Genomic DNA, 23,277 nt, shown 5'->3' with positions numbered 1-23,277 from the left:
AATGCCTTAGCAATGACCTCCCATTCAATATTAACGATACGCGTATGTATAAATTCCCTATGAGCGCCATGGCGCGCAGCATCAGTTTCGCCTTGTTAATGGGCGCCAGTATAACCGCTTCGGCGCAAGATGCGACTTCGAAAAAAATCGTCGAAATTGGCATGCAAGATCCGCAGGTAATGACTTGGCTCGATGTACTGACCAACCGTTTTGGAGGTCGTATGGTCGGTAGTGATAACTACACGCACGCAGCGCGTTGGACGCGTGATCAATTAAGGCAATGGGGTTTGCAGGCCGAGTTAGAAGAGGCCGGGCAGCAGCCAGTCGGCTTTAATCGAGGTCCATGGTTTGGCAAGATCATTACCCCTAGCGAGAAAGCTTTGCGCTTCGGGACCCCGAGTTTCACTGCGGGCACCAAGGGAGCACAACGAGGTTTAGCGGTACTCGGCCCCGCGAACGAAGCTGAAGCACAAGCGCGTATGGCGGAATTCAAAGGCGCTTGGGTCTTGATTCCAGGCGAAAGCCGAGGGATGGGACGTGATGGACGTAAAGAATATAAGCCCGACGCAGTGAGTGTAAAACTGATGGAGGCTGGCGCTTTAGGTACGTTACAGGCGGGTAAAGAACCACTCGCTTTACTCGATGCGAAACCAACCAGTTGGGAACAACTGCCGGCCATGCCTGACATCAAATTGACGGCAGTGCAGTACAACGAAATTCAAGAGCAGTTGAAAAAAGGCGAGAAGCTTGAATTGGAGTTTGATATCCGCAATTGGTTCTATCCAGGTCCAGTGCCTTACCATAATGTCGTCGCCAAAATTACCGGTAGCGAAAAGCCAGATGAATACGTGGTGATCGGTGCCCATCTCGATAGTTTTGATAGCGCTACTGGTGCGGTAGATGATGGTTCAGGCGTATCGCCAACCATAGAAGCGATGCGTCTCTTGGCCAAGTCTGGGGCCAAACCTAAACGTAGCATTGTGATGTTGGCTTCCGCTGGCGAAGAGCTAGGGATCGTTGGCGCTGCTTCCTACACTGAAAAGCATGCCAAAGAACTCGATAAAGTCGTCATGATGCTTAACCGCGATGGTGCGCCGGGAGGCGTTTCAGGAATCACGGTACCAAGTGCGTGGAAAGCGCCGTTTGAACTGGTAGCGAAGAGTTTGGCTGGTGTGAATCCTGACTACGGTTTTGAAGTCAAAGTTAGCGACTATCCACGAATTCGTGCTGAAAGTTTAGCGGGCACCGACGCCTCCGCATTTTCGATGAAGGGCGTGCCGACGCCATCCGCGGTGAATAAAACGGACTTCAATTATGGCCGTACTTGGCATACCCTATTAGACACTTATAACGAGGTTGTGCCCTACGCCAAAGCGCAACAGCATTCAGCGATCGCGATTGCTTTGATGGCCTATGAAGTGGCGAATGCGCCGGAAAATTTAAGTCGTGATGCCTACTATTTACCTTCAGGTTTGTATGTGGAAGTCGGTACCTCACAAGGCAATGTGCTCTTAGAGCTTAATTCTAGCGCAGCACCAGCGAACGTCGCGCGTTTGGTGGGGCAGCTTGAAACCAACTACAAACCAGCGGCTTTTAATCCTGGTGCACCGCGTCCAAGCACACCTGCGCCAGCGATTGGTCAAATGAGCGCGGTTGATGGTCAATTTACTTTAAATTTGAATGGAGCTTGGCCGGAAACAGCGGTGAGTGATGCTCCGGCTGCCGCTCAAGCTGGCTCGTTCTTAGCGATTAATGCGCAAGGGAAAATGCTGATCAGTAAGACGTCTAGCATGACTTTGCCAACCGGATTTGTTGTCATCGGCAGCATCAAAGCCGGTCAAGATGTATTGGACAAATTGGATGCGGGTAGTGAGATTCGTCAAATGCGGGTGATACGCGTCGGTGCAGAGGCCAAAGCTTTTGTCGGTGAAGGACAGAAGAAATAATTTTCGACCTATCTTGCAACGCTAAAAAGGCTCGCTGAACTCAATAGCGAGCCTTTTTTCTTTTCAAATTGATTTTTCAGACTATATTGGTGTCAGTACTTTGTTCATTAATTATATAAAAGTATTTCACCTCTGAAAGGAATCCTTATGCAAGAAAAAGAAGCGATAGAGACAGCCTACAGCGCAGCATTGCAGGCACAGTATAAAGTGATGTTACAAGCTTACATTATGGCCAACGGTGACGCTGCGCTCGAAAAGAATGCGCAGAATGTATTTAAGGCTGGTGCAGACATCGCGCGCCGTGCCCGCGATGCTGCGATAGCCTTGTATTAGACTGGGTTTCCGCTGAAAAGGAGTCACCCCGAAATGAGGGTGACTCCTTCTTTTTATTGCTCGACTAATTCAACACGGCGATTGCGTGCGCGTCCCGTTTCCTCGGCGTTGCTAGCGACAGGTGCTAGATTTGCGTTACCTTTGGCGACCAAACGATTGGCATTGATGCGATACGGTGCCGCGGTTAGCGCGCTGACAACTGCTTGCGCGCGTTGTAACGATAGCGTTTGATTAGCCTCGAAGTTACCGACATTGTCGGTATGACCGACGATGAAAAACTTCCGATTCGGCTGCGCTTGCATCAGTTTCGCCATCTCGTCGAGTTGGGCTTTCGATTCTTCTTTGATCGTTGCTTTACCCGTATCGAAGAACAAACCCTTGAGGGTGACTTTGCCTTCTTCTTGCAAACCATTTTGTAAAGCTGTCGCGTCGACCTCGACCTGGCCTGTTGGCATAGGCTTAGGTTCGGCGACGTGAATATAGGTCAGGCTCAGACCTGTACTATCAAATGCAGCGACTGAGGTGTAGAGCAGAACGTGCGTTTCTTGATCACCGCGCTTGATACTGCCGACGAGCATCATGCCTTTATCTGGTGTGAGGCCAGAACTATGACTGTATCGGCTACTCGTCGGCGTATAAATACTACCTTCCGCCCATTGCATACCTTTGTTCGGCTCATTCATGTCTTTCCACGCCCAATACAGCGCTGTGCATTGCATTTCGCAGACGAAGCGAACTTTGACACCTGCACTTTGTAAGGCTTGCTGGTAGTTACGGAACACTTCAACCGGCATCTTCCCGCGCGGCGCAAGATAAACGATGCGGGTTTGTTTGCCTTCGAGCGTCACTATATCTTGAAACTTTTTGTCTTTACCGAGGACATTCGATGTCGGGAACTTCGTGATATCCCACTCTGCGCTGGAATAACCAGTCAGCCAAGAACCCGCGAAGCGCTTGATGAATGGATGATCGGCACTCTTTGGCACGTCTTTGCCCCAGTACTTGGCTTCATCGCTTTGCGCTTGTACAGGTGTAGTTGTGAGTGCCAGAAACAGGCTAGCAAAAAGTGGAAGCGCGAGACGAAGTTTCAAAGGTGTTCCTTTCGAATAAAGCGGAAAAATTGCCGACGAAGTATCGCCTAATCAAGGTATTTGTGTAAACATAAAGTCTTTCATGAAATGAAAAACGATTCTTCCTTAACGCTGGAGATGAAAATGGGTGCACAAGAAATTTTGAAACAATTAGAAAGTTTAGGTGCCGAGTCTTACCGCAATGTTTTGCGTAAGCACGGCGTGCAAGAGCCTGTGTTCGGCGTCAAGATCGAAGAGATGAAAAAGATCTTGAAAGCGCATAAGGGTGATACCGCTCTCGCGTGCGAGTTGTATGCGACAGGTAATTACGATGCACAGTATATGGCGGGTCTGATGGCCAATGGCAAGGAGATGAGCAAGCAGCAGTTACAGCTCTGGTTAGAGACCGCCAACTGCAATGCCATACGTCGTTACAGCGTTGCATGGGTCGTCGTCGAAAGTAAATTCGCGGTTGAATTGATTAACGAATGGGGTAGTTCTGCGCAGGAAGATGTCGCCGCCACCGCATGGGCGAGCTTGATCACCTATGTCTCAGTCACACCTGATGCGGAGCTTGATTTGGACTGGTTAAAGCGCTTGCTCGAGTTCGCACAAACCAGCATTCATCAACAGCCGAACGAAGTACGTTCTGGCATGAATAGCTTTGTGATCGCTCTAGGCTCTTTTGTCGCTCCCTTGAGTGAGGCAGCGATACAAGCGGGTGAGGCGATTGGCAGTGTCAGTGTTGATGTCGGTGATACTGCCTGTAAGATTCCTTTCGCACCGGACTATATTCGCAAGGTGGCGACGCGTGGCGCGATTGGTAAGAAGCGTAAAGAAATTAAGTGCTAAGTTAAGTGCAAATTTAAGTATTCAGTTAAGTGTGAAATGAAGTTCTATGCTTGTTTGCCTTCGTCTGCAAACACATTATTAGGGGCCCATATTGTTTAGCTTACTTGTACGTATTGTTTTGTTTGTGGTCGGCATTGCGATGATGCTTGACACGACTTTGCCAACTCGCAACGAAGAAGTGAAGGTAGATCTGCATAGAAATTCAACCACAAAGGAACGCACGATCAACGCCGACGGCACCAAGACTGTCGACATTAATAGCCATTACCAGCTCTATTTTATTGGCGGCAAAGTTGATTATTGTAATGTCGGTTACGACGCTTATACACGCTTAAAGGATGGCGATAAGATCTCGGTAAGATCGACTAAAATATTTGAGAAGTGCATACAAATCAGCAAAGAAGATGAGCCGATCAAAGACGAACGCTATTGGCGTATGATGACTTGTATTATCGGTCTGCTGTGCATCGCCGCAGCTTTCGGTTTGATCGATTTCGACAGTGATAATGGTTTTAGCATTGGTACTCAGTCTTCGACTAATTGACACCAGCTTGCTTCTTAAATCGAAAAAACGCATTCAAACACAGTCGTGATTGTGCCACTTGTTCGCTTAGCAAAGTCGCATCGCTAATGTGTGCTGCATGAAAGACTGTGCCTTCGTAGAAAATCGCACGATTCCATTTTGCTGCGACCGTTTGTTTTAGTTCAAACCATGGATTCGATTGATAGCAGTAACTGGATGTTTGCTGAATTTGTTCAGTGAGCAGCGTGTTGTTGCCTTGCGCTGCGAGTCGCAGAAAATCACGTACTTGATCCAAGTCTTGCGCCGGCTGAAAAAAGCTGGTGCCGCCGAGCTCAGGGCGATCAAATAGATAAACTACCGAAGCACCGATGCCCATGCCCGAAGGCAGAGTTTCTGCATCACGATGACAGAGTCTTTGCAAAGGATGAAGCTGATCAGCTTGTAGTGTCGTCATTGAGATGCGACAGGCGCTGCCTAAATTTCGTCTGACTTGAAAATAGGGGCGTAGCTTGAGCATAAAGAACTGTTCAAACTGTATTGCAAAGTGGCGCCCCATATCCATTTCTAGTCCGGGAAAGTAATTATCCTTGTCGTAGCGAAATCTTAATTGACCTTGGCGTGCGAAGTCGACGATCTCCTCTGGATTGAGCAGAAAATCGTCGATCACCACACACTGATGGCCCTCAAACAGCGGCAATACCGTCATCTTCGCCTGGGGATTGAACTGCGCTGAGGGTGGATTTAGCATCAGGTATTTTGCCTATTTCTTGATCTATTTTTTCGATTTACTTTTGATATACGCGCACGTAGTCGATTTCGAATTTGCTCGGAAAGATACTATCATCGACCGCACCACCAAGATCGCCACCAATCGCCAGATTCAATAAGAGATATTGCGGCTGGTCGAATGGCCATTTTTTATAGTCGCCTGTTTTAGCATTAACGAACTGGAAGTAATACTTGCCGTCGACACCGATCGCCAATTGATCAGCGTCCCAATACAATTGATAGTTATGGAAAGCATCACAGGCGTCAGCCACTGTCGTGCTTTTGGTATTGCCAGTGCCGTTAGCCCAGTTGTAGTAGTTGCTATAGGCACTGCCTAAAATTTGTCCTTTGTTTTTGCCTACATGTTCCATGATATCGATCTCGCCATCATCAGGCCAGGCGCCTTTCGTACCCAGCATCCAGATCGCTGGCCAGGTGCCTAAACCACAAGGTAGTTTGGCGCGAATCTCAAAGAAGCCGTAGGTCCAGCTCGCTTTGCCGCGCGACAGCAAACGTGCAGAAGTGTAGGATTGGCCACCGTAGTCGGTGGCGGTCGTTAATTTTTCTTTGAGTGCGGTAATCGTCAGTACGCCTTTGCTGACGGCGGCATTTTCTAAACGGGCACGTGAATAGTACTGCAATTCATTATTAAACCAGCCTGCTTTATTGCGTTCCGTGTCGTAATCCCATTTGCTACTATCGGGCAAACCATCACGGTCGAACTCATCGGCCCATACCAGTTTCCAATTGACGGGAATACCGCCGGCGGGCAGGGCAGGAGTTGGTGTTGTTGGTGTGGTGGTTGGTGTAGTCGATGTCGGCGTGGTTGGGGTGCTGGCGCTAGAAGAGCCGCCACCGCAAGCGCTGCACAGAATGAGGGTGACACCAGCTATCAGTTGCGCTAGGTGTGATCGGGTAGCTACCATGTTCGAGACTCCAAAGTGAAAGGCGGCAAACAAAGTCGACATGGGGGGAGCAGGCCTAGTTCACTCCTAGGTGTTCAGGCCTTGCGTGTGACAATCTTGCGTCGCTAATTGAAAAAAAATGAAAATCACCAGCGAATAAATGGAATCGTTTCCATTTATCGTGTAGTATGGCATTAAGCAAAAATCGCTGTCAATGAATTCTGAGTATTTTTGAATGTCATAGTTGTTAGGTGATCGTTGTTCGTCTGAATTCATGGGGAGCGAAGACGCCTGCGGGGAATGCGCGTTGACACTCAAAAACAGCGAGTGCTATAGTCAGCCAGCGTTTCCGCAGAGCAAACAGTGATGATAGAAAGTTTTGATGAGAGCAAGCAGATCGAAGTTGGCGAGATTCTGATCAAAGTTTTTTATGTGCGGTTTGGTTATTGCAAGATACAAAACTGCGCAGAGACGAATTAGAAAATAAAGAAATCGAAAACAAAGAAGCCCGTGTATCGCTGAGCGAGCGCGAGGATTCAAATAAGGACAGACTCGAGAATCATATTCCGAGTGATCCAAAGGAGACAAAATGCCTTTATTGCAGTACTCTCGTACGAAGCTTTCTATCGCCCTGCGCGGCGCAATCCTCAGCGCATTCTTCGCGATGCCAACCATAGCGTCAGCAGCGGCAGCACCGCAAGCGGCGAAAGCTGCAGCACCTGCAAAAGCCGAGGTCATGCATTGGTGGACATCAAGTAGCGAATCCGCTGCAGTCAAAACGATTGCAGAAGCCTATCGCAAGGCCGGCGGCACATGGGTTGATACCGCTATCGCAGGCGCTGATCAAGCACGCGCGATCGCGATTAATCGTATCGTCGGTGGCAACGCACCCACCGCTGCTCAGTTCAATACCACCAAACAATTCCTCGACTTAGTTGAGCAGGGTATGTTGAACAATATGGACGATGTCGCTGCCGCCGAAGGTTGGGATAAAGTCTTGCCCGAAACGGTGTTGAACGTGATTCGCATTAAAGGCCACTACTATGCTGTCCCAGTCAATTTGCATATGCAAACCTGGTTTTGGTATTCCAAAGCTGCCTTCAAGAAAGCCGGCATTGCTAAAGAGCCAGCTAGTGTCGATGAACTGTTTGCAGCACTCGATAAACTGAAAGCAGCGGGCATGATTCCTCTCGCCCATGGCGGTCAAGCTTGGCAAGAGACCATCGTATTTCAAGCGATGTTGGCCAATGTTGGCGGTAAAGATTTGTATTTGAAAGTGATCCGTGATCGTGATGCAAAGGCAATCAATTCAGATGCCTTTAAAAACGTATTGCTGGCCTTTAAGCGCATGCAATCGTATATCGATGCAGGTTCTCCAGGACGCAATTGGAATGATGCAACAGCGCTGTTGATCAGTGGCAAAGGCGGCGTGCAGATCATGGGCGATTGGGTCAAAGGCGAATTTGCTGCTGCCAAACAAGTGGCAGGTAAAGATTTCGGTTGTATTGCCGGGTTCTCGTCGAATACGCCTTACCTCATTCAAGGGGATGCTTTCGTGTTTCCGAAGACGAGCGCCGAACCTGTCGTCAAAGCGCAAAAACTGTTGGCTAGAACTTTAATGACGCCTAGCGTGCAACTGGACTTTAACAAGCTCAAAGGTTCGATTCCGATTCGTAGTGATGTCGATACCTCGAGTATGGATGTCTGTGCACAAGCGGGCATGGCCATCATGAAAGACAAAACGCGGCAAATGGGTATTAGTGAGGTGTATCTCACGCCCGATCAAAATGGTGCACTTCAAGATATCTTGACGGCGTATTGGAATACCAAGATGCCAGTCGAGAAAGTACAGAAGAGCATCGTCAATGCGCTGAAAGAGTAAACGACTTAAACGCGCACGATCATGCAACTCAAAACCTTTGCCAGAAAGCTGATCCCATTCGCGGCCCTGACACCGATGGCGGTGGTGGTGTTGGTCGCGTATATCGGTACTGTGGTGTGGTCGTTTCGCGTTTCATTGACGAGTTCACGTAGTTTGCCCACCGATGTCTATGTTGGCTTTGCACAGTACAGCAAGCTGTTTGATAACGAACGCTGGATGCTGTCGATAGAGAACCTCGCTTTATACGCTGTGCTGTTTATACTCGCCAGTATGATTATCGGCTTTCTGTTGGCGGTATTCATCGATCAAAAAGTCAAAGCGGAAGGTGTGCTGCGCACTGTGTTTCTGTATCCCTATGCCATGTCTTTCGTCGCCACTGGTCTTGTTTGGCAGTGGCTATTAACACCCGGCATAGGCATAGAAAACGCAGTGCGACAAATGGGCTTCCCCGATTTCGCATTTGATTGGATTATCGATCAAGACAAAGTGATGTACACCATTGTTCTCGCCACTGTCTGGCAAGCGGCGGGTTTGGTGATGGCGATGATGCTTGCCGGCCTGCGCGGCATTGATGAAGAAATTTGGAAAGCCGCACGTCTTGATGGCATTCCTACTTGGCGTGTGTACGTGTCGATTGTCATTCCTATGATGGCGCCGACCATGGCAACGGTCTTTTTGTTATTGAGTACAGCTGCCATTAAGTTATTCGATTCCGTCGTGGCGATGACTCAAGGGGGGCCGGGGACCGCCAGTGAAGTACCCGCCAAATTTATCATGGACCATTTATTCGGTAGAGCAAATATCGCGCTCGCTTCTGCAGCCGCCATCATGATGCTAGTGCCAGTACTGACGCTACTAGCTCCCTACGTGTATGCGAAAAGCCGGAGGCGCGCAGTATGAATCAGATGCTCACACCACAAGTGCGAAAGCCGCGTCGTCTGCCTGTTGCCCGCCTAGGCTTGTATGCGTTCTTGGGCAGTGCTGCGCTCTTTTTCTTGCTGCCTTTGTACGTGATGGTCGTGACCTCGCTGAAAAGCATGGACGAGATTCGCTTAGGGAATCTGTTTTCCTTGCCTCATACTTGGACCATTGAACCGTGGATTACCGCATGGAGTAGTGCCTGTACAGGTGTTGCCTGCGAGGGCATCGGCGGCGGCTTCAGTAACTCCTTGGCGATTGTGATTCCAAGTACGATTATTCCGATTTTGCTCGGAGCTTTGAATGGCTACGCGCTATCTTTTTGGCGACCACGTGGTGCGAATCTCTTATTCGGTATTTTGATGGTCGGCGCCTTTATTCCCGTCCAGGTCATGATCTTTCCGCTAGTGCGCATTTTGGCGGCAGTCGATTTGTATAGTTCTTTGCCGGGCATTGTGATTGTCCATACGATTTTCAGTATGCCGATGATGACTTTACTGTTCCGCAATTATTACGCAGGTATTCCACATGAATTGTTTCAAGCGGCGCGTATCGATGGCGGTGGCTTTTGGCGCATCTTGGTCCAGCTCGTTTTGCCTATGTCAGCACCGATTATTGTGGTAGCGGCGATTATGCAAGTGACGGGTGTGTGGAATGACTATCTGTTGGGTTTGGTATTCGCAGGGCGAGAAAATTTGCCGATGACGGTGCAGCTCAACAATGTGATCAATACCACGACCGGTACCCGTGAATATAACGTGAATATGGCGGCAACGATCCTGACATCGTTGGTGCCTTTGGTTTTGTATTTTGTTTCTGGGCGATGGTTTGTGAGGGGGATTGCCGCAGGTGCCATCAAATAAATACCCCATAAATCCAATGTTGGGGCGCATTGCGTTGTTGCAAATGCTCGCAATACTTGTGTATTGCTGTGCTTTGCGCCTAGCACCGCATCCCCAGCATTGAATTTCTGGGGCATTTATAGTTTTGATGATAGTTGTCGCAATTTTGAAATCGAACAATAGGGAATATCAACGTCGAATAGTCCAATGTTGGGGCGCATTGCTTCGTTACAAAGCCTCGCAATACTTGAGTATTGCTGTGTTTTGCACCTTGCACTGCATCCCCAGCATTGAATTTCTGCGGCATTTATCGCCGCGCGGTTTGAATTGGACAGCAAGAAAGAAGGATCATAAGTGTCGAATGTTTGCATAAAAAATCTTGGAATCACCTTGGGCGGGACCGCGATTCTGCGTGGGCTGGATCTTGCTGTGGCTGAGGGCGAATTTCTGGTTTTGCTTGGGCCTTCTGGTTGTGGCAAGTCGACGCTTTTGCATGCGATTGCGGGTTTGATTGATGCCAATGAGGGCAGTATAGAAATTGGTGGTCACGATATGACCTGGGCTGACCCTAGCGAGCGCAATATCGGTATGGTGTTTCAATCGTATGCCTTGTATCCAACTATGACGGTCGAGAAAAATATGTCGTTTGGTTTGCGTATTAGTGGCACACCGAAGCAAGAGATCGCGCGTCGTATCGCTACAGTGGCTGAGATGTTGCATCTCGAACCGCTACTGCAACGTAAGCCTGCAGCTTTATCGGGTGGACAGCGACAACGGGTGGCGATTGGCCGTGCCTTGGTGCGTGAAGCGGGCGTGTTTTTGTTTGATGAACCCTTATCCAATCTCGATGCCAAACTCCGTTCTAGCTTGCGCCGTGAACTGAAATTGCTGCATCAAAATTTGAAGGCAACGATGATCTATGTCACGCATGATCAAGTTGAGGCGATGACTTTGGCGACACGGATTGTGGTGATGAAGGCTGGCGAGATTCAACAAATCGGCACGCCAGAAACCGTGTATGAATGCCCTGAAAATCTATTCGTGGCGGGCTTCTTGGGTGCGCCAGCAATGAATTTCATTGCTGGACATCTCGATGTACAACAGCAATTCACTTCGGATAAGCTACAAGTGTCCTTAGCGAGCTACGCTTTGAAAGCGCCGATCTCTATCATCGCTGGTGAAAAAATGGCAGTGACCATGGGTGTGCGTCCCGAGCACATTCATCTTGATTCGAATGGTGATGCGCATGGCAGTGTGGTTTTGGTAGAGCCGATGGGAAATCATCTCGTGTTGTGGTTGGACCTTGGTGGACAAACGATTTCGATGATCGTTAATGAGCCTCAGCAGTTCGAACTCGGCAGTACGGTTCGCTTCCGCATCGACGGGCATCGTGTTTCCTTGTTTGATCCCGCAACAGAACAAAGATTGTAAGAACGTTTTTTGAAAGACAGCAGATGCAAGCGCAACAAGCCCTTCAAACTATTGTTATCGTTGGCGGCGGTACAGCCGGATGGATGACCGCCGCTGCTTTTTCTCGCGTACTACCGCAAGGCCATCGTGTGCGATTAGTAGAATCCGATGCGATCTCCACCATTGGTGTTGGCGAAGCAACGATTCCAAGCATCCGCGCCTTCAATCAGTTGGTCGATCTCGATGAAGATGAGTTTATGCGCCAAACACAGGCGACGTTTAAACTCGGCATTGAGTTCGTGAATTGGGGTAAACAGGGTGACTCGTATATCCACGGTTTTGGTTTGATTGGTCGTGATCAAATTCTGGCGAAGTTTTACCAGTATTGGTTGAAGATGTATCAGTTGGGCGAAGCGCCTGATCTAGAACACTTTTCGATTAACACCGTAGCGCCGCGTCATCACAAATTTATGCGGCCACCGAAAGATATGCCGAACTCGCCTTTGGCCGATATCTCTTATGCTTTCCATTTCGACGCTGGTTTGTATGCGAAGTATTTGCGTGGCAAAGCCGAGAAGCAAGGCGTACAAAGAACCGAAGGGAAAATTGTCGATGTGGTCGTACGCGATGCGGATGGCTTCATTGAATCGCTGGTGATGGAAAACGGTGAGCGTATCGAGGGTGATCTCTTTATTGATTGTTCAGGTTTAGCAGGTTTGCTGATTGAGAAAACCCTCAACACCGGCTACGAAGATTGGAGCCATTGGTTACCGGCAGATAGCGCGATCGCTGTACCTTGCGCTTCGGCTGGACCATTGTTGCCGTACACGCGTTCAACTTCCCATACCGCAGGTTGGCAATGGCGCATTCCTTTGCAACACCGCACGGGTAATGGCCATGTATTTAGCAGTAAATTTATGAGTGCCGATGAAGCACAAGCTATCTTGATGAAAAATCTTGATGGTGAGGCTTTGGCAGAACCTCGCCATATTCGCTTTACGACGGGTAAGCGTAAAAAGGCTTGGAATAAAAACTGTATCGCCATAGGTTTGGCAGGCGGTTTCATGGAGCCTTTAGAGTCGACCAGTATCCACATGGTGCAAACGGCGATCATGCGTGTGATTAGTTTGTTCCCCGATCGCGGCTTTAATCAAGTCGATATTGATACTTACAATGCCCAAAATGATGAGGAATACCAACGCATTCGCGATTTCCTGATCATGCATTACAAGCTCAATGAGCGTGAAGGCTCCGCGTTCTGGTCCTATTGCAAAAACATGGAAGTGCCAATCGACGTACAAGAGCGTATCGATTTATATCGTTCACATGGTCGTATTTTCCGCATTGGTGAAGAGCTATTTGCTGACGCCAGCTGGTTGCAGGTCATGCATGGACAAGGTTTGCGAGCCGAGTCTTACCATCCTTTGGTCGATCAACGTAGTAAGGAAGATATTGCTTACTTCCTAGATCAAGTGCAAAAAACCATACGTAAGTGCGTCGATGTGATGCCAACACATGAGGAATTCATCGCAGCAACATGTAAGGCAATGTAGCGTAGGAACGGCAGTAAAGTAGATGTAGAGCGGGACACGGGCTACAATGTAGGTTCCACCCGTAAATTCCTGGCAAGTCAGCCTGGATTGACAGTGAAGTGACATGGCAGTGAAATTGACTGACACTGAAGTAGCGCTGGTGAGAAAGTAAGAGAGAGAACAAGAGTATGGCAACCATCAAAGATGTCGCCCGCTTAGCGGGGGTAGGGCTAGGAACTGCATCACGGGTCGTGAGCGGTAAAGGCTCGGTGTCGCCTGCCACTTTAGAAAAAGTGAGAAAAGCGATTGAGGAGCTCGACTTCCGGCCATCGCACGCGGCGCGCTCTTTGTTGTCTGGCTCTTCGCGCATGATCGGTGTGTATATTCCTTTGCTCAAAGGTACTTTCTATATGCCGATTATGCAGGTCATCGATATGGAACTACGCGCAGCGGGTTTGCATATGGTGGTGGCCTTCGGTGTTGGCGCAGGTAATGTGCGTGAACAAGCGGTGGAAGGCATTAACTTTCTGATCGAGCGTGGTTGTGATGGTTTGATTGTGATGAGCAACGCTCTAGAAGACGCTGATATCGAAGCGATGGGTACGGCAAAAGATAATTTGGTGGTGCTCAATCACAAATATGAAGGTATTGCTGAACAGTGTTTTACGGCTGATCACTTTTTAGGTGGTCGTATGGCAGCGAAGTCTTTGCTGCAGCAGAAACACAAGAAAATCGCCGTCATCGCTGGTCCGGCTTGTGCCCCCGATAACGTCGAGCGTATTAGTGGCTTCATGCGCGAACTGGAACTGGCGGGAATTGATACGCATAAGATGTGGGTTGCCGAAAGTAATTTCGCCCCTGATGGCGGCTGGGCTTCCGCACAAGAGTTGGTTGAATCTGGTTATGATTTTACGGCTGTATTTTGTGCGAACGATGAAATGGCCGTTGGTGCAATGTCCTACTTCCAACACGTCGGCATTAATGTTCCTGTTGATGTTTCGGTGATTGGTTACGATGACACCGTTACCGCCGAATTTACTGCGCCACGGCTTTCATCCGTACACATTGCATGGCGCGAAATGACCTTGAGCGGACTGAACTTTTTGCTCAACCGCTGTTATGACCTCGGTCGACCCGTAGAGCGTCAGTTCCCGGTGAGTATGACTTGGCGTAGTTCGGTCGAAAAACCGGCGCGTATGAGCGCTAAGAAAACCGTAAAATAAAGGGGTTTTTAACTGGTGTTGCTGTTGTAAAAAACCGGAAGGACAAGAAAAGTTGAAAAAGACATGCACACGCATGTTTTTTTTGAGTGTAGAATGGAAACGATTCCATTTATCGAGTATTGTGGAGAAAAATGGATAAAGCGGGAGTAAGCCAATGCAGACAAAGCATCGATTATCAGATCTAAGCACCATCAAACATTTTTCTATGCAGCTTCTTTGGGGCGCGCGTAAGCTCGTTGCTGCAAGCAGTGCAGTGTTGCTGATCGCCTGCGGCTCAGGTACTTCCTCCGCGAGTTCACCTGCGAATAATACGACTACACCGAATAGCGGCGTCAATAGTGGTGTGATTACACCAACACCAAATCCTAATCTGACCCCCAATGAGCCGGTCAGTATGTTGCGCACCGACGGAACCTATTGGCTGCGTGCCAACAGTCGGCCGATTCAGCTTAAAGGTGTGAATCTTGGCAATTGGTTGATACAAGAATTTTGGATGATGGGCCAAGGCAGTGCGGGAATTGATGATCAATGCAAGCTCGAAGCCAAACTTGATCAGCGTTTTGGTTACGCTGAACGCGAGCGCTTATATCGCTTGTATCGAGACAATTGGATAAGCACGCGCGATTGGGACATGATCGCAAAGTTTGGTTTGAATGTAGTGCGTCTCCCTTTCATTTGGAGTGTGATTGAAGACGAAAAAAATCCGGGCAATTTGCGCAGCGACGCTTGGGTCTATCTCGATAAAGCCATCGCTGAAGCCGAGAAGCGTGGCATCTATGTGATTCTCGATCTACATGGCGCAGTCGGTAGTCAAGGATGGGAGCACCATAGTGGCTGTGCGGGCAAAAATTTGTATTGGTCTACACCGGAATACCAACAACGTACGGTGTGGCTGTGGCAGCAAATCGCCGCGCGTTATAAAGATCGTGCGGCCGTCGCTGGTTATAGTTTGCTAAATGAACCTTGGGGCACGAGCGAAGCGGAAATGGCGCGGGTGGTGAAGGGTTTGTATGAGGCTGTGCGTGCGGTCGACACAAACCATGTGGTTATCTTGCCCGGCCATGCTGCTGGCATTAACGCCTACGGTAATCCGGCTCAAGCAGGCATAAAAAATGTCGCCTTTGAGATGCACTTCTATCCTGGCTTTTTTGGATGGAGCCAACCTGGCTTGGCAGTGCATAAAGACTGGCTGTACTGCGGTAGCTCAGGCAACGGCGGCGTATGTGAATGGAATGCGCGGTTAAAAAACCTGAACACGGCTTTCCTCGTCGGCGAATTTCAACCATGGGCGGGTATGGGTGCTGAAGTCGGTGGGCAAGTCACACGAACGACGTACGACGTCTATGCCAGTTACGGTTGGGCATCAACCGCATGGTCCTACAAGCTCATCACTAACAATGGCGGCCAAGGAAATGGGACTTGGGGTTTAGTCACTAACGCGCCCGATAGCAAAATTCCCGCGCTCGATTTCAATACAGCGAGCTTGGCTGACATCGAGGCACTATTTAAACAATTTGGAAGCGTGAACTATGAACCGCAGCAAGCGGCGATGAACTGGATGACGAGCACTACCGCACCGAATCCGTTCAACCGCTGAGCCAGCACTCCAGTTGCCATTCTAAAGAGAGTACCAGCAAAACTAAGCGAAAGCATGAACGATCAATGAATATGCCTATACCGAATCCTATTCCCGAACTCAGCAAGTCTGAATTCCCCGATGACTTTATGTGGGGTTGTTCGACTTCTTCATTTCAAATTGAAGGCGCTGCGAGCGAAGCTGGACGTGTGCCGTCAATTTGGGATCACTTTGCCGAGCAAGCTGGCAGAATACGTGACGGCAGTGATGCACGCGTCGCCTGCGACCACTACCATCGTTGGCAAGAGGATCTTGATATCGCGCAGAAAATGGGACTCAACGCCTACCGTTTCTCGATATCATGGCCACGCGTCATTAGCGATGCCACTGGTACGATCAATGAAGAAGGTCTTCAATTTTATTCCGATCTGGTGGATGGTATGTTGGCGCGCGGTCTGCAACCCTGGGCCACACTGTATCACTGGGATTTGCCTCAGTACTTGCAGGAGCAAGGCGGTTGGGAGAATCGCGCTACGGTGTACGCTTATCTGAACTTCGCTGATGTCGTGAGCCGTCGCCTTGGTGATCGTATCAAAAACTGGATTACGCACAATGAACCGTGGTGTACGGCGATGCACGGCAACTGGGATGGCATGCATGCACCGGGAAATCGTGATTTCAAAATTGCACTTCAAGTTTGCCACCATGTTTTACTTTCCCATGGTTTGGCTGTACCCTTATTACGTCAGAATGTCAGCGATGCTAAGGTCGGCATTGCCCTCAGCTTGCATCCATTGCGTCCAGCGACGACCGCATCCAAAGACGTGGAAGCCACTCGTCGCCATGATGGCTTACGCAACCGCTGGTTCTTAGACCCACTGCATGGCCGTGGCTACCCCCAAGATATCTGGGACCTAACAGGGGCGGCAGCACCTCAAGTGCAGAGGGGGGATCTGGAAGCTATTGCAGCGCCATTGGATTTTCTCGGTGTGAACTACTACTTCCCAGAAGTGATACAAGACGCCCCCGAAAAACCTCCACTGGCCACCAATGTAGTGCATGATCCTGATTGTGAGCGTACTGCCTTCGGTTGGGAAGTGGCTCCTCAAGGCATGGCGAGTCTATTACGCCGCATCCAGCGTGACTATCAACCGGTGCCTATGTATTTGACCGAAAATGGTTGTACCTACGATGATGTGGTCGAGGCTGATGGCAGTATTCATGACGCTAAACGACGTGATTACTTTATTCGCCATTTAGCAGTCTTACGCGAGGTGATCCGTGAAGGTATTGATGTACGCGGCTATTTCGCTTGGAGCCTGATCGACAACTTTGAATGGGCTGAAGGTTATCTGCGTCGTTTCGGCTTGGTCTATATCGACTTTCAAACTCAGCAAAGAACGCTTAAAATGAGCGGCCATTGGTACCGCGACTTCTTACGCGGATAGCCATCGCGTTCAACGCCCTCGCGGCGACAGTTTTGTAGTGCCTCACTTTTCCCGGGGGGGAGAAGGAAGGATTGGGAAGGGGCGGTCTCGAAAGCGAGTGTTTACACTGTGAGTAGAGATCGCCTTGGCTCCTAAGTATTTACCTCATCGGCTAATGCACAGTGCCCTTCGCGCGCTGCATCTGTTCAGCACGCCGCAAATAACCTTGTTTTGCAAAGATCCGCAAAAAACTCCGAAATTTTTATTGACAAAGAAAATCACAAGAAGCATTATTCAACACTAAATTGGTAACGTTTCCAATTTGAGCTGCAGCAGAGAGAAAACGGTCTTTGTTTGAGTGATTTCTGTCTCAAGTGCAGCATGTTAAATTGAAAACGGAAAGCGCATTAAAACGCATCGAAACTGTCATGATCTTGTCAGCTTACAAAGTTGAAGGGTCAAAGTATCAAAAACCCGCTCGTAGACCTGATGGAGGTTGAACTGAGCAGGAGAGTAAACGCTTAGCAACGTGGACAGAACAGCAAAAAACTGTATCGCCCGTGACATCAACATCAACAACGGAATACCTCAAAAAGACTGAGAAAGACGAGACATCATGATCAAAAGAAAGCCATTGCAAATTGCCGCACTCACCCTCATCGCCAGCTTAAGCGTACAAGCCTACGCAGGCCAAGCTACGGGTGAACTTAAAGATTGGCCAAAAATTAAGAGCGCTGTCAGTAAAGATGCCGCGATGGAGAAGAAGATCAAAGACATCGTTGCGAGCATGAGCTTGGCGCAAAAGGTAGGTCAAATGACGCAAGCCGAAATCAAGTTCGTGACGCCAGAAGATGTGAAGAAATACTACTTAGGTTCTGTGTTGAACGGCGGTGGTAGCTGGCCGAAAATGAACAAATACGCGACGGCTGCTGATTGGTTGGCGCTGTCAACGGCTTACAATGATGCCTCAATGTCGACCGACATGAAAACGCCAGTGCCTGTGATTTGGGGTATTGATGCGATTCATGGCAATAGTAATGTTGTTGGAGCCACGCTGTTTCCCCACAATATAGGCCTAGGCGCTGCGCATAATCCACAATTGGTTGGCAAGATTGCGGTTGAAGTCGGCCGAGCGGTGCGCGCGACAGGTATCAATTGGGTCTTCGCACCAACGGTAGCGGTAGGCAAAGATGCTCGTTGGGGCCGCTCTTACGAGAGCTTCTCTGAAGACGGCAAGCAAGTTCGAGACTATGCGGGTGTCTATGTCAAAGGATTGCAAGGCAACTTGAAAGGGGATGCCAACGTCATCGCCACGGCCAAGCATTTCATCGGTGATGGCGGCACTGAAGCGGGTGTTGACAGAGGTGTTAACAAATCTAGTTTTAGCCACATGATCAACAGCCAGGCACAGGGCTATTACAGCGCCTTCGAAGCTGGCGCACAAACGGTGATGGCTTCTTACAATAGCTGGCATGACCCTGTTTCTGGCGTGAACTACGGCAAAATGCACGGGAGCAAAGCGCTGTTGACCGATGCGCTCAAAGACAAAATGGGCTTTGATGGTTTCGTGATTTCTGACTGGGATGGCATCGCCGAAGTGGCGGGTTGTTCCAACGACAGCTGCCCCCAAGCGATCAATGCCGGTGTCGACATGATCATGGTGCCCGACAACTGGAAAAACTTCATCAAGAACACCATCGCTCAAGTCGAAGGCGGTCAAATTCCTATGGCTCGTATCGATGATGCAGTAACGCGTATTCTGCGCGTCAAACTGCGTGCGGGCATGTTCACCACTAAACCAGCCGATAGCAAATTTGCGGGCAAACAAGAAGCTATGCAAGCAAAAGCTTTGGCTCGCCAAGCAGTGCGGGAATCATTGGTGCTGCTCAAGAATAATCACAATGTATTGCCATTGGCTCGTGGTCAAAAAGTTTTGGTGGTTGGTAAAAGTGCCGATAGCATGATCAACCAAAACGGTGGATGGTCGATTACGTGGCAAGGCACGGAAAACATCGAGAGCGACTACCACGGTGACACTTTGTTAGCAGGCTTCCGCGAAGCGCTAGGTGCAAGCAATGTGCAATACAGCCCAACGGCTGAAGGTGTCGATGTCAGCAAATTTGATACCGTGATTGCGGTGATTGGCGAAACGCCGTATGCGGAAGGCTTCGGTGATATCCCGCTAGCGCAGAGCTTAAGCCATAGCCAACGTCATCCAGAAGACCTCGCAGTATTGAAAGCGGTATCGGGCAAAGGCAAACCTGTTGTCACCGTATTGTTGTCGGGTCGTGCCGTGTACACCAATGACTTGATGAACTTGTCCGATAGCTTTGTGGCCGGCTGGTTGCCAGGCACAGAAGGCAAAGGCGTTGCAGACGTCTTGTTCAAAGACGCCAAAGGTAAAGTCGCGCATGACTTTAAAGGACGCCTCTCGTTCAGCTGGCCAAACGCCGCGTGCTTAAGCGGGCCTATCGCACAAATGGATAACAAGCATCCAGAAAAATTATTTGGTTTGGGTTATGGCTTGTCTTACGCGGGGAATAAAGCTTCACAAAAAGATCTAGCGCCCTTAGCAATGGATACGCGTACAAGCTGTGCAGATGAATCACGCATGGCAATTAACACCGTTAAAGACAGTACGCATTTCCCAGCCCTTGCCACTATCGCCACGCGTCAATTCACCTTGGCGAAAGATCTCAATGAGAAGGAAATGGGTGGTGCAATTGGCGTCAGCAGCAAGACTCTGGCCAACGGCATGCCAGCACGTGTCGTAACTTGGAATGGCCCTGCGAAGTTCGAAGCAACTGCGCCATTTTCCACGATGGTGCCGGTCGGTGTGGTGAAAGACGGTGTTCTACAGTTTGTGGCCGAAGTGACTAAAGCGCCGCAAGGTAAAGTGAATCTGGCGATGGAATGTGGTGACAACTGTGCTGCGAGCTTGGATGTGACTAGTCTGATGCAAAAACTCTCGGGCGGTGCAGCACGTACCGTCAAGATTCCACTGTCTTGCTTTACAGCGAAAGGTTTCGATCCTAAAAAAATCAAATCTGGCTTCGTCATGAGTAGCACAGCAGCATTCAGCGCCGCGATTTCTGAGATTGAACTCGTCGGTGGTAAAGCGAAGGACGCTGATGTGACAGCATGTAGCGAATTGAATTAAGCCAGTAGCAACGCACTGTGGTGGTGAATACACCCCACAGTGCGCTAGAAAAGACAAACAGAATAGTGGGATAGCGGTCGTTGAGCATTAAAACGCCCGCCGCAATTGCAAACCAAATTGCAAACGCAAAGCACCCAACAATAACAAGGAGGAGACAGCATGGCCAATCTCGCAGGTAGTACTAGCGGCGTCGTCAATGACGCTGTATCTGATCAAACAAGTAAGTCGAACACCACGCCACTGGTGATCGTAACGATCTTGTTTTTCATGTGGGGTTTATTGACCTCATTGAATGATGTGTTGATTCCGCATCTGAAAGCCATCTACACGCTCAGTTATGTGCAAGCGATGTTAGTGCAATTCTGCTTCTTCGGTGCTTACTTCATTATCTCCTGGCCCGCTGGGATGTTGATCAAGCGCATAGGCTATCAACGTGGTGCGGTCACTGGTCTGGTGATTGCGGCCAGCGGCTGTGCCTTATTTTATCCAGCATCGACCAGTGGTTATGCGGTCTTCTTGCTTGCTTTCTTTGTACTCGCCTCCGGCATCACGATTTTGCAAGTGGCCGCTAATCCCTATGTGACGGTATTGGGCGATGCCAAAACAGCGTCTAGTCGTTTAACACTGACGCAAGCCTTCAACTCTTTAGGAACGACGATCGCGCCAGCGCTTGGAGGCCTATTGATTTTATCTGGCGCAGTGTTAAGCGCTGAACAGTTCGCCGCTATGCCTGCGGTCGAACAAGCCGCACACAAAGCGAAAGAGGCGGCAACAGTGCAAGGTCCTTATCTCGCGTTGGCTGGTGCCTTGTTATTGCTTGCAGTGTTATTTGCATTTGCACGCTTACCTAAAATCGAGCATAGCGATAGCGCAAGTACGAGTAATACATCAGGTCAATCCGTGTTTGCCCATCGTCATTTAGTCTTGGGTGCGATTGGTATCTTTTTGTATGTCGGCGGTGAAGTCAGTATCGGTAGTTTCTTGATTAACTTTCTCGGTGAGAGTCAGATCGCTGCATTAAGCGCAGCCGATGCAGCCCATTATGTGAGCTACTACTGGGGTGGTGCGATGGTCGGGCGATTCATCGGTTTCGCGGTGATGCGTTATGTGAGTCCAGGCAAAGCATTGGCCTTTAATGCGGCGTGTTCGATGGCATTGATCTTAACCGCCATCTTCAGCCAAGGCGCGGTGGCGATGTGGGCCATCATTGCGGTGGGTTTGTGCAACTCCATTATGTTCCCAACGATTTTCAGTATGGCTTTACATCGCTTGGGTGCGTTGACGGGACAAGGCTCGGGCGTACTGTGTATGGCGATCGTTGGTGGCGCGATTGTCCCATTCGCCCAAGGCTTCTTGGCCGACCACATCGGCTTGCAAATGTCTTTCTGCATTCCCGCAGCGTGCTATGCCTTCATTCTGTTTTTCGGTTTGAAGTATGCCGGTATGTATAACAACGACCAACAGAGCACGGCAGCTTAAGCGCTCTTGGCTCTCGACGACACATAAGAATAGAAACAGTATGAATGCAACCGATCTCGCTTTAGCGAAACAGTTTGGGGAATCGTTTTTTTGGGGCGTGGCCACCAGCGCTTACCAAATCGAAGGCGGTGCCGCAGATGGCGGACGTGGCCCATCGATTTGGGATACCTTCACCCACACTCCGGGCAAGATTCTCGATAGCAGCACTGGTGATGTGGCCTGTGATCATTATCATCGCTATGTCGAAGACGTGAGTCACATCGCTGACTTGCAAGTGTCTGCATATCGCTTTTCGATTTCATGGTCGCGTGTACAGCCTCTGGGTTATGGCGCTTGGAATGAGGAAGGCTTTGATTTCTATTCGCGTCTGCTCGATGAGTTAGCCAAGAAAAATATTCTCGCGCATATCACTTTATATCACTGGGATTTACCTCAGGGTTTGCAAGAGCAGGGCGGTTGGCTCAACCGCGATACCGCACATCATTTTGCCGCGTATGCGAAAGAAGTCGCACGTCGTTTCGGCGATCGCGCAGCGAGTATCGCCACGCATAATGAGCCTTGGTGTACTGCTAATTTAGGCTATGGTAATGGCCAATTTGCACCGGGTGTAGTCGATACGGTCGCCGCATTGCAGGTTTCACATCATCTATTGCTTTCGCATGGCTTGGCGATGTCAGCGATGCGTGATCAACATGTCAGTGCCAAACTCGGTATTGTCCTTAATCAATGGACTGCAGAACCCGCCACTAATAGCGCGGCAGATATCGCCGAAGCTCAATGGGAATATGCGCGCTCGGTACAATGGTTTATGGACCCTATCTTCAAGGGCAGCTATCCACAAATCGCGCTGGATCGTATGGACATGAGCCGCTTCCAAGTAGAAGCCGATGACATGGCCATCATCCATCAACCGCTTGATTTCCTCGGTGTGAATTACTATTTCCGCGCTTACGTTAGCACTGAAAACCCACCGCGCAAACCCGAAGCGAAATTGGGTCTTACCGACATGGGCTGGGAAATTTATCCACAAGGTTTGCGTGATCTCTTAATCGGCATACACAAAGAATACGCAGCACACGGCCTCCCCGAAATCTACATCACCGAAAACGGCGTCGCTTTCGCGGACAAAGTCGAAGACTCCAGAGTCCACGACCAAAATCGTATCAACTTCGTGCGCGCTCATCTCAATGCAGTCGCCGAAGCCAAAACCGCGGGCGTCAATATCCAAGGCTATTTCTATTGGAGCTTGATGGATAACTTCGAATGGAATTCAGGCTACTTGCGACGTTTTGGTTTGTACTACGTCGATTACCTTACGCAGCAGCGTATCCCGAAAGACAGTGCGCTGTGGTACCGCGATTGGATACGGGTTTGTGGGTAAGTTTTTAGAATGCAGCGGTCAGATAAAAGCGAGCTTCGGCTCGCTTTTGT

Annotated in this window: 18 protein-coding genes; 15 read left to right on the top strand and 3 right to left on the bottom strand. The window is 49.5% G+C overall.

Annotation, left to right across the window (positions count from 1 at the left end):
- Window positions 1-44: 44 nt before the first annotated feature.
- Both H8K36_RS16235 and H8K36_RS16230 read left to right on the top strand, forming a co-directional pair.
- Entirely contained in the window at window positions 45-1,946 is a 1,902-nt protein-coding gene (locus tag H8K36_RS16235; RefSeq protein WP_186917560.1) for a M28 family peptidase, read from the top strand.
- A gap of 147 nt (window positions 1,947-2,093) precedes the next feature.
- Window positions 2,094-2,279 (top strand): hypothetical protein, encoded by a 186-nt coding sequence (locus H8K36_RS16230; protein ID WP_186917559.1) that lies wholly within the window; start codon window positions 2,094-2,096, stop codon window positions 2,277-2,279.
- Window positions 2,280-2,332: 53 nt separating this feature from the next.
- Here H8K36_RS16230 and H8K36_RS16225 read toward each other — a convergent pair whose 3' ends face one another.
- Window positions 2,333-3,370: an OmpA family protein gene (locus H8K36_RS16225; RefSeq protein WP_186917558.1), complete on the bottom strand. Its 1,038-nt coding sequence runs from the start codon at window positions 3,368-3,370 to the stop codon at window positions 2,333-2,335.
- A 123-nt stretch (window positions 3,371-3,493) separates the two neighbouring features.
- Here H8K36_RS16225 and H8K36_RS16220 point away from each other — a divergent pair, with 123 nt between their 5' ends.
- Together H8K36_RS16220 and H8K36_RS16215 are read left to right on the top strand one after the other, a co-directional pair.
- A complete protein-coding gene (locus H8K36_RS16220; RefSeq protein ID WP_222611251.1) occupies window positions 3,494-4,201 on the top strand; it encodes a DNA alkylation repair protein in 708 nt (235 codons plus the stop codon).
- 91 nt (window positions 4,202-4,292) lie between these two features.
- Complete coding sequence (locus tag H8K36_RS16215; RefSeq protein WP_186917557.1) at window positions 4,293-4,745, top strand: hypothetical protein; 453 nt, start codon at window positions 4,293-4,295, stop codon at window positions 4,743-4,745.
- Here the strand turns inward: H8K36_RS16215 and H8K36_RS16210 are convergent.
- Together H8K36_RS16210 and H8K36_RS16205 are read right to left on the bottom strand one after the other, a co-directional pair.
- The gene (locus H8K36_RS16210; protein ID WP_186917556.1) at window positions 4,738-5,472 is read right to left on the bottom strand and encodes a DUF6445 family protein; all 735 of its coding nucleotides are present in this window, start codon (window positions 5,470-5,472) and stop codon (window positions 4,738-4,740) included. The two genes, H8K36_RS16215 and H8K36_RS16210, sit on opposite strands and share 8 nt — an antisense overlap.
- A 37-nt stretch (window positions 5,473-5,509) precedes the next feature.
- Window positions 5,510-6,418, bottom strand: a complete 909-nt coding sequence (locus H8K36_RS16205) for a glycoside hydrolase family 16 protein (RefSeq protein WP_186917555.1) — start codon at window positions 6,416-6,418, stop codon at window positions 5,510-5,512.
- A 643-nt stretch (window positions 6,419-7,061) separates the two neighbouring features.
- Here H8K36_RS16205 and H8K36_RS16200 point away from each other — a divergent pair.
- The 11 genes from H8K36_RS16200 to H8K36_RS16150 all read left to right on the top strand — a co-directional run bounded on the left by H8K36_RS16200 (window position 7,062) and on the right by H8K36_RS16150 (window position 23,227).
- Complete coding sequence (locus H8K36_RS16200; RefSeq protein ID WP_186917600.1) at window positions 7,062-8,279, top strand: ABC transporter substrate-binding protein; 1,218 nt, start codon at window positions 7,062-7,064, stop codon at window positions 8,277-8,279.
- A gap of 21 nt (window positions 8,280-8,300) precedes the next feature.
- Complete coding sequence (locus H8K36_RS16195) at window positions 8,301-9,179, top strand: carbohydrate ABC transporter permease (protein WP_186917554.1); 879 nt, start codon at window positions 8,301-8,303, stop codon at window positions 9,177-9,179.
- Window positions 9,176-10,060 (top strand): carbohydrate ABC transporter permease, encoded by an 885-nt coding sequence (locus H8K36_RS16190; RefSeq protein WP_186917553.1) that lies wholly within the window; start codon window positions 9,176-9,178, stop codon window positions 10,058-10,060. Before H8K36_RS16195 ends, H8K36_RS16190 begins: the two co-directional genes overlap by 4 nt.
- Window positions 10,061-10,393: 333 nt before the next feature.
- A complete protein-coding gene (locus tag H8K36_RS16185; RefSeq protein ID WP_186917552.1) occupies window positions 10,394-11,470 on the top strand; it encodes an ABC transporter ATP-binding protein in 1,077 nt (358 codons plus the stop codon).
- Window positions 11,471-11,493: 23 nt separating this feature from the next.
- Window positions 11,494-13,002, top strand: a complete 1,509-nt coding sequence (locus tag H8K36_RS16180; RefSeq protein ID WP_186917551.1) for a tryptophan halogenase family protein — start codon at window positions 11,494-11,496, stop codon at window positions 13,000-13,002.
- 167 nt (window positions 13,003-13,169) lie between these two features.
- Window positions 13,170-14,204 carry a LacI family DNA-binding transcriptional regulator gene (locus H8K36_RS16175; protein WP_186917550.1) on the top strand — a complete coding sequence of 345 codons (1,035 nt, stop codon included), beginning with the start codon at window positions 13,170-13,172 and terminating at the stop codon, window positions 14,202-14,204.
- 154 nt (window positions 14,205-14,358) lie between these two features.
- Window positions 14,359-15,801, top strand: coding sequence for a glycoside hydrolase family 5 protein (locus H8K36_RS16170; RefSeq protein WP_230404716.1), 1,443 nt, complete (start codon window positions 14,359-14,361; stop codon window positions 15,799-15,801).
- Window positions 15,802-15,866: 65 nt separating this feature from the next.
- Complete coding sequence (locus tag H8K36_RS16165; protein WP_222611249.1) at window positions 15,867-17,228, top strand: GH1 family beta-glucosidase; 1,362 nt, start codon at window positions 15,867-15,869, stop codon at window positions 17,226-17,228.
- 595 nt (window positions 17,229-17,823) lie between these two features.
- Window positions 17,824-20,367, top strand: a complete 2,544-nt coding sequence (locus H8K36_RS16160) for a glycoside hydrolase family 3 protein (RefSeq protein WP_186917549.1) — start codon at window positions 17,824-17,826, stop codon at window positions 20,365-20,367.
- A gap of 159 nt (window positions 20,368-20,526) precedes the next feature.
- Window positions 20,527-21,846, top strand: coding sequence for a sugar MFS transporter (locus tag H8K36_RS16155; RefSeq protein WP_186917548.1), 1,320 nt, complete (start codon window positions 20,527-20,529; stop codon window positions 21,844-21,846).
- A gap of 40 nt (window positions 21,847-21,886) precedes the next feature.
- A complete protein-coding gene (locus H8K36_RS16150; protein WP_186917547.1) occupies window positions 21,887-23,227 on the top strand; it encodes a GH1 family beta-glucosidase in 1,341 nt (446 codons plus the stop codon).
- Window positions 23,228-23,277 lie beyond the last annotated feature (50 nt).

The organism is Affinundibacterium nitidum (assembly GCF_014284155.1).
GTDB lineage: Bacteria > Pseudomonadota > Gammaproteobacteria > Burkholderiales > Burkholderiaceae_D > Undibacterium > Undibacterium nitidum.
Note: the sequence above shows the minus strand (reverse complement) of the source record. Positions and strands in the feature narration are given on the sequence as shown.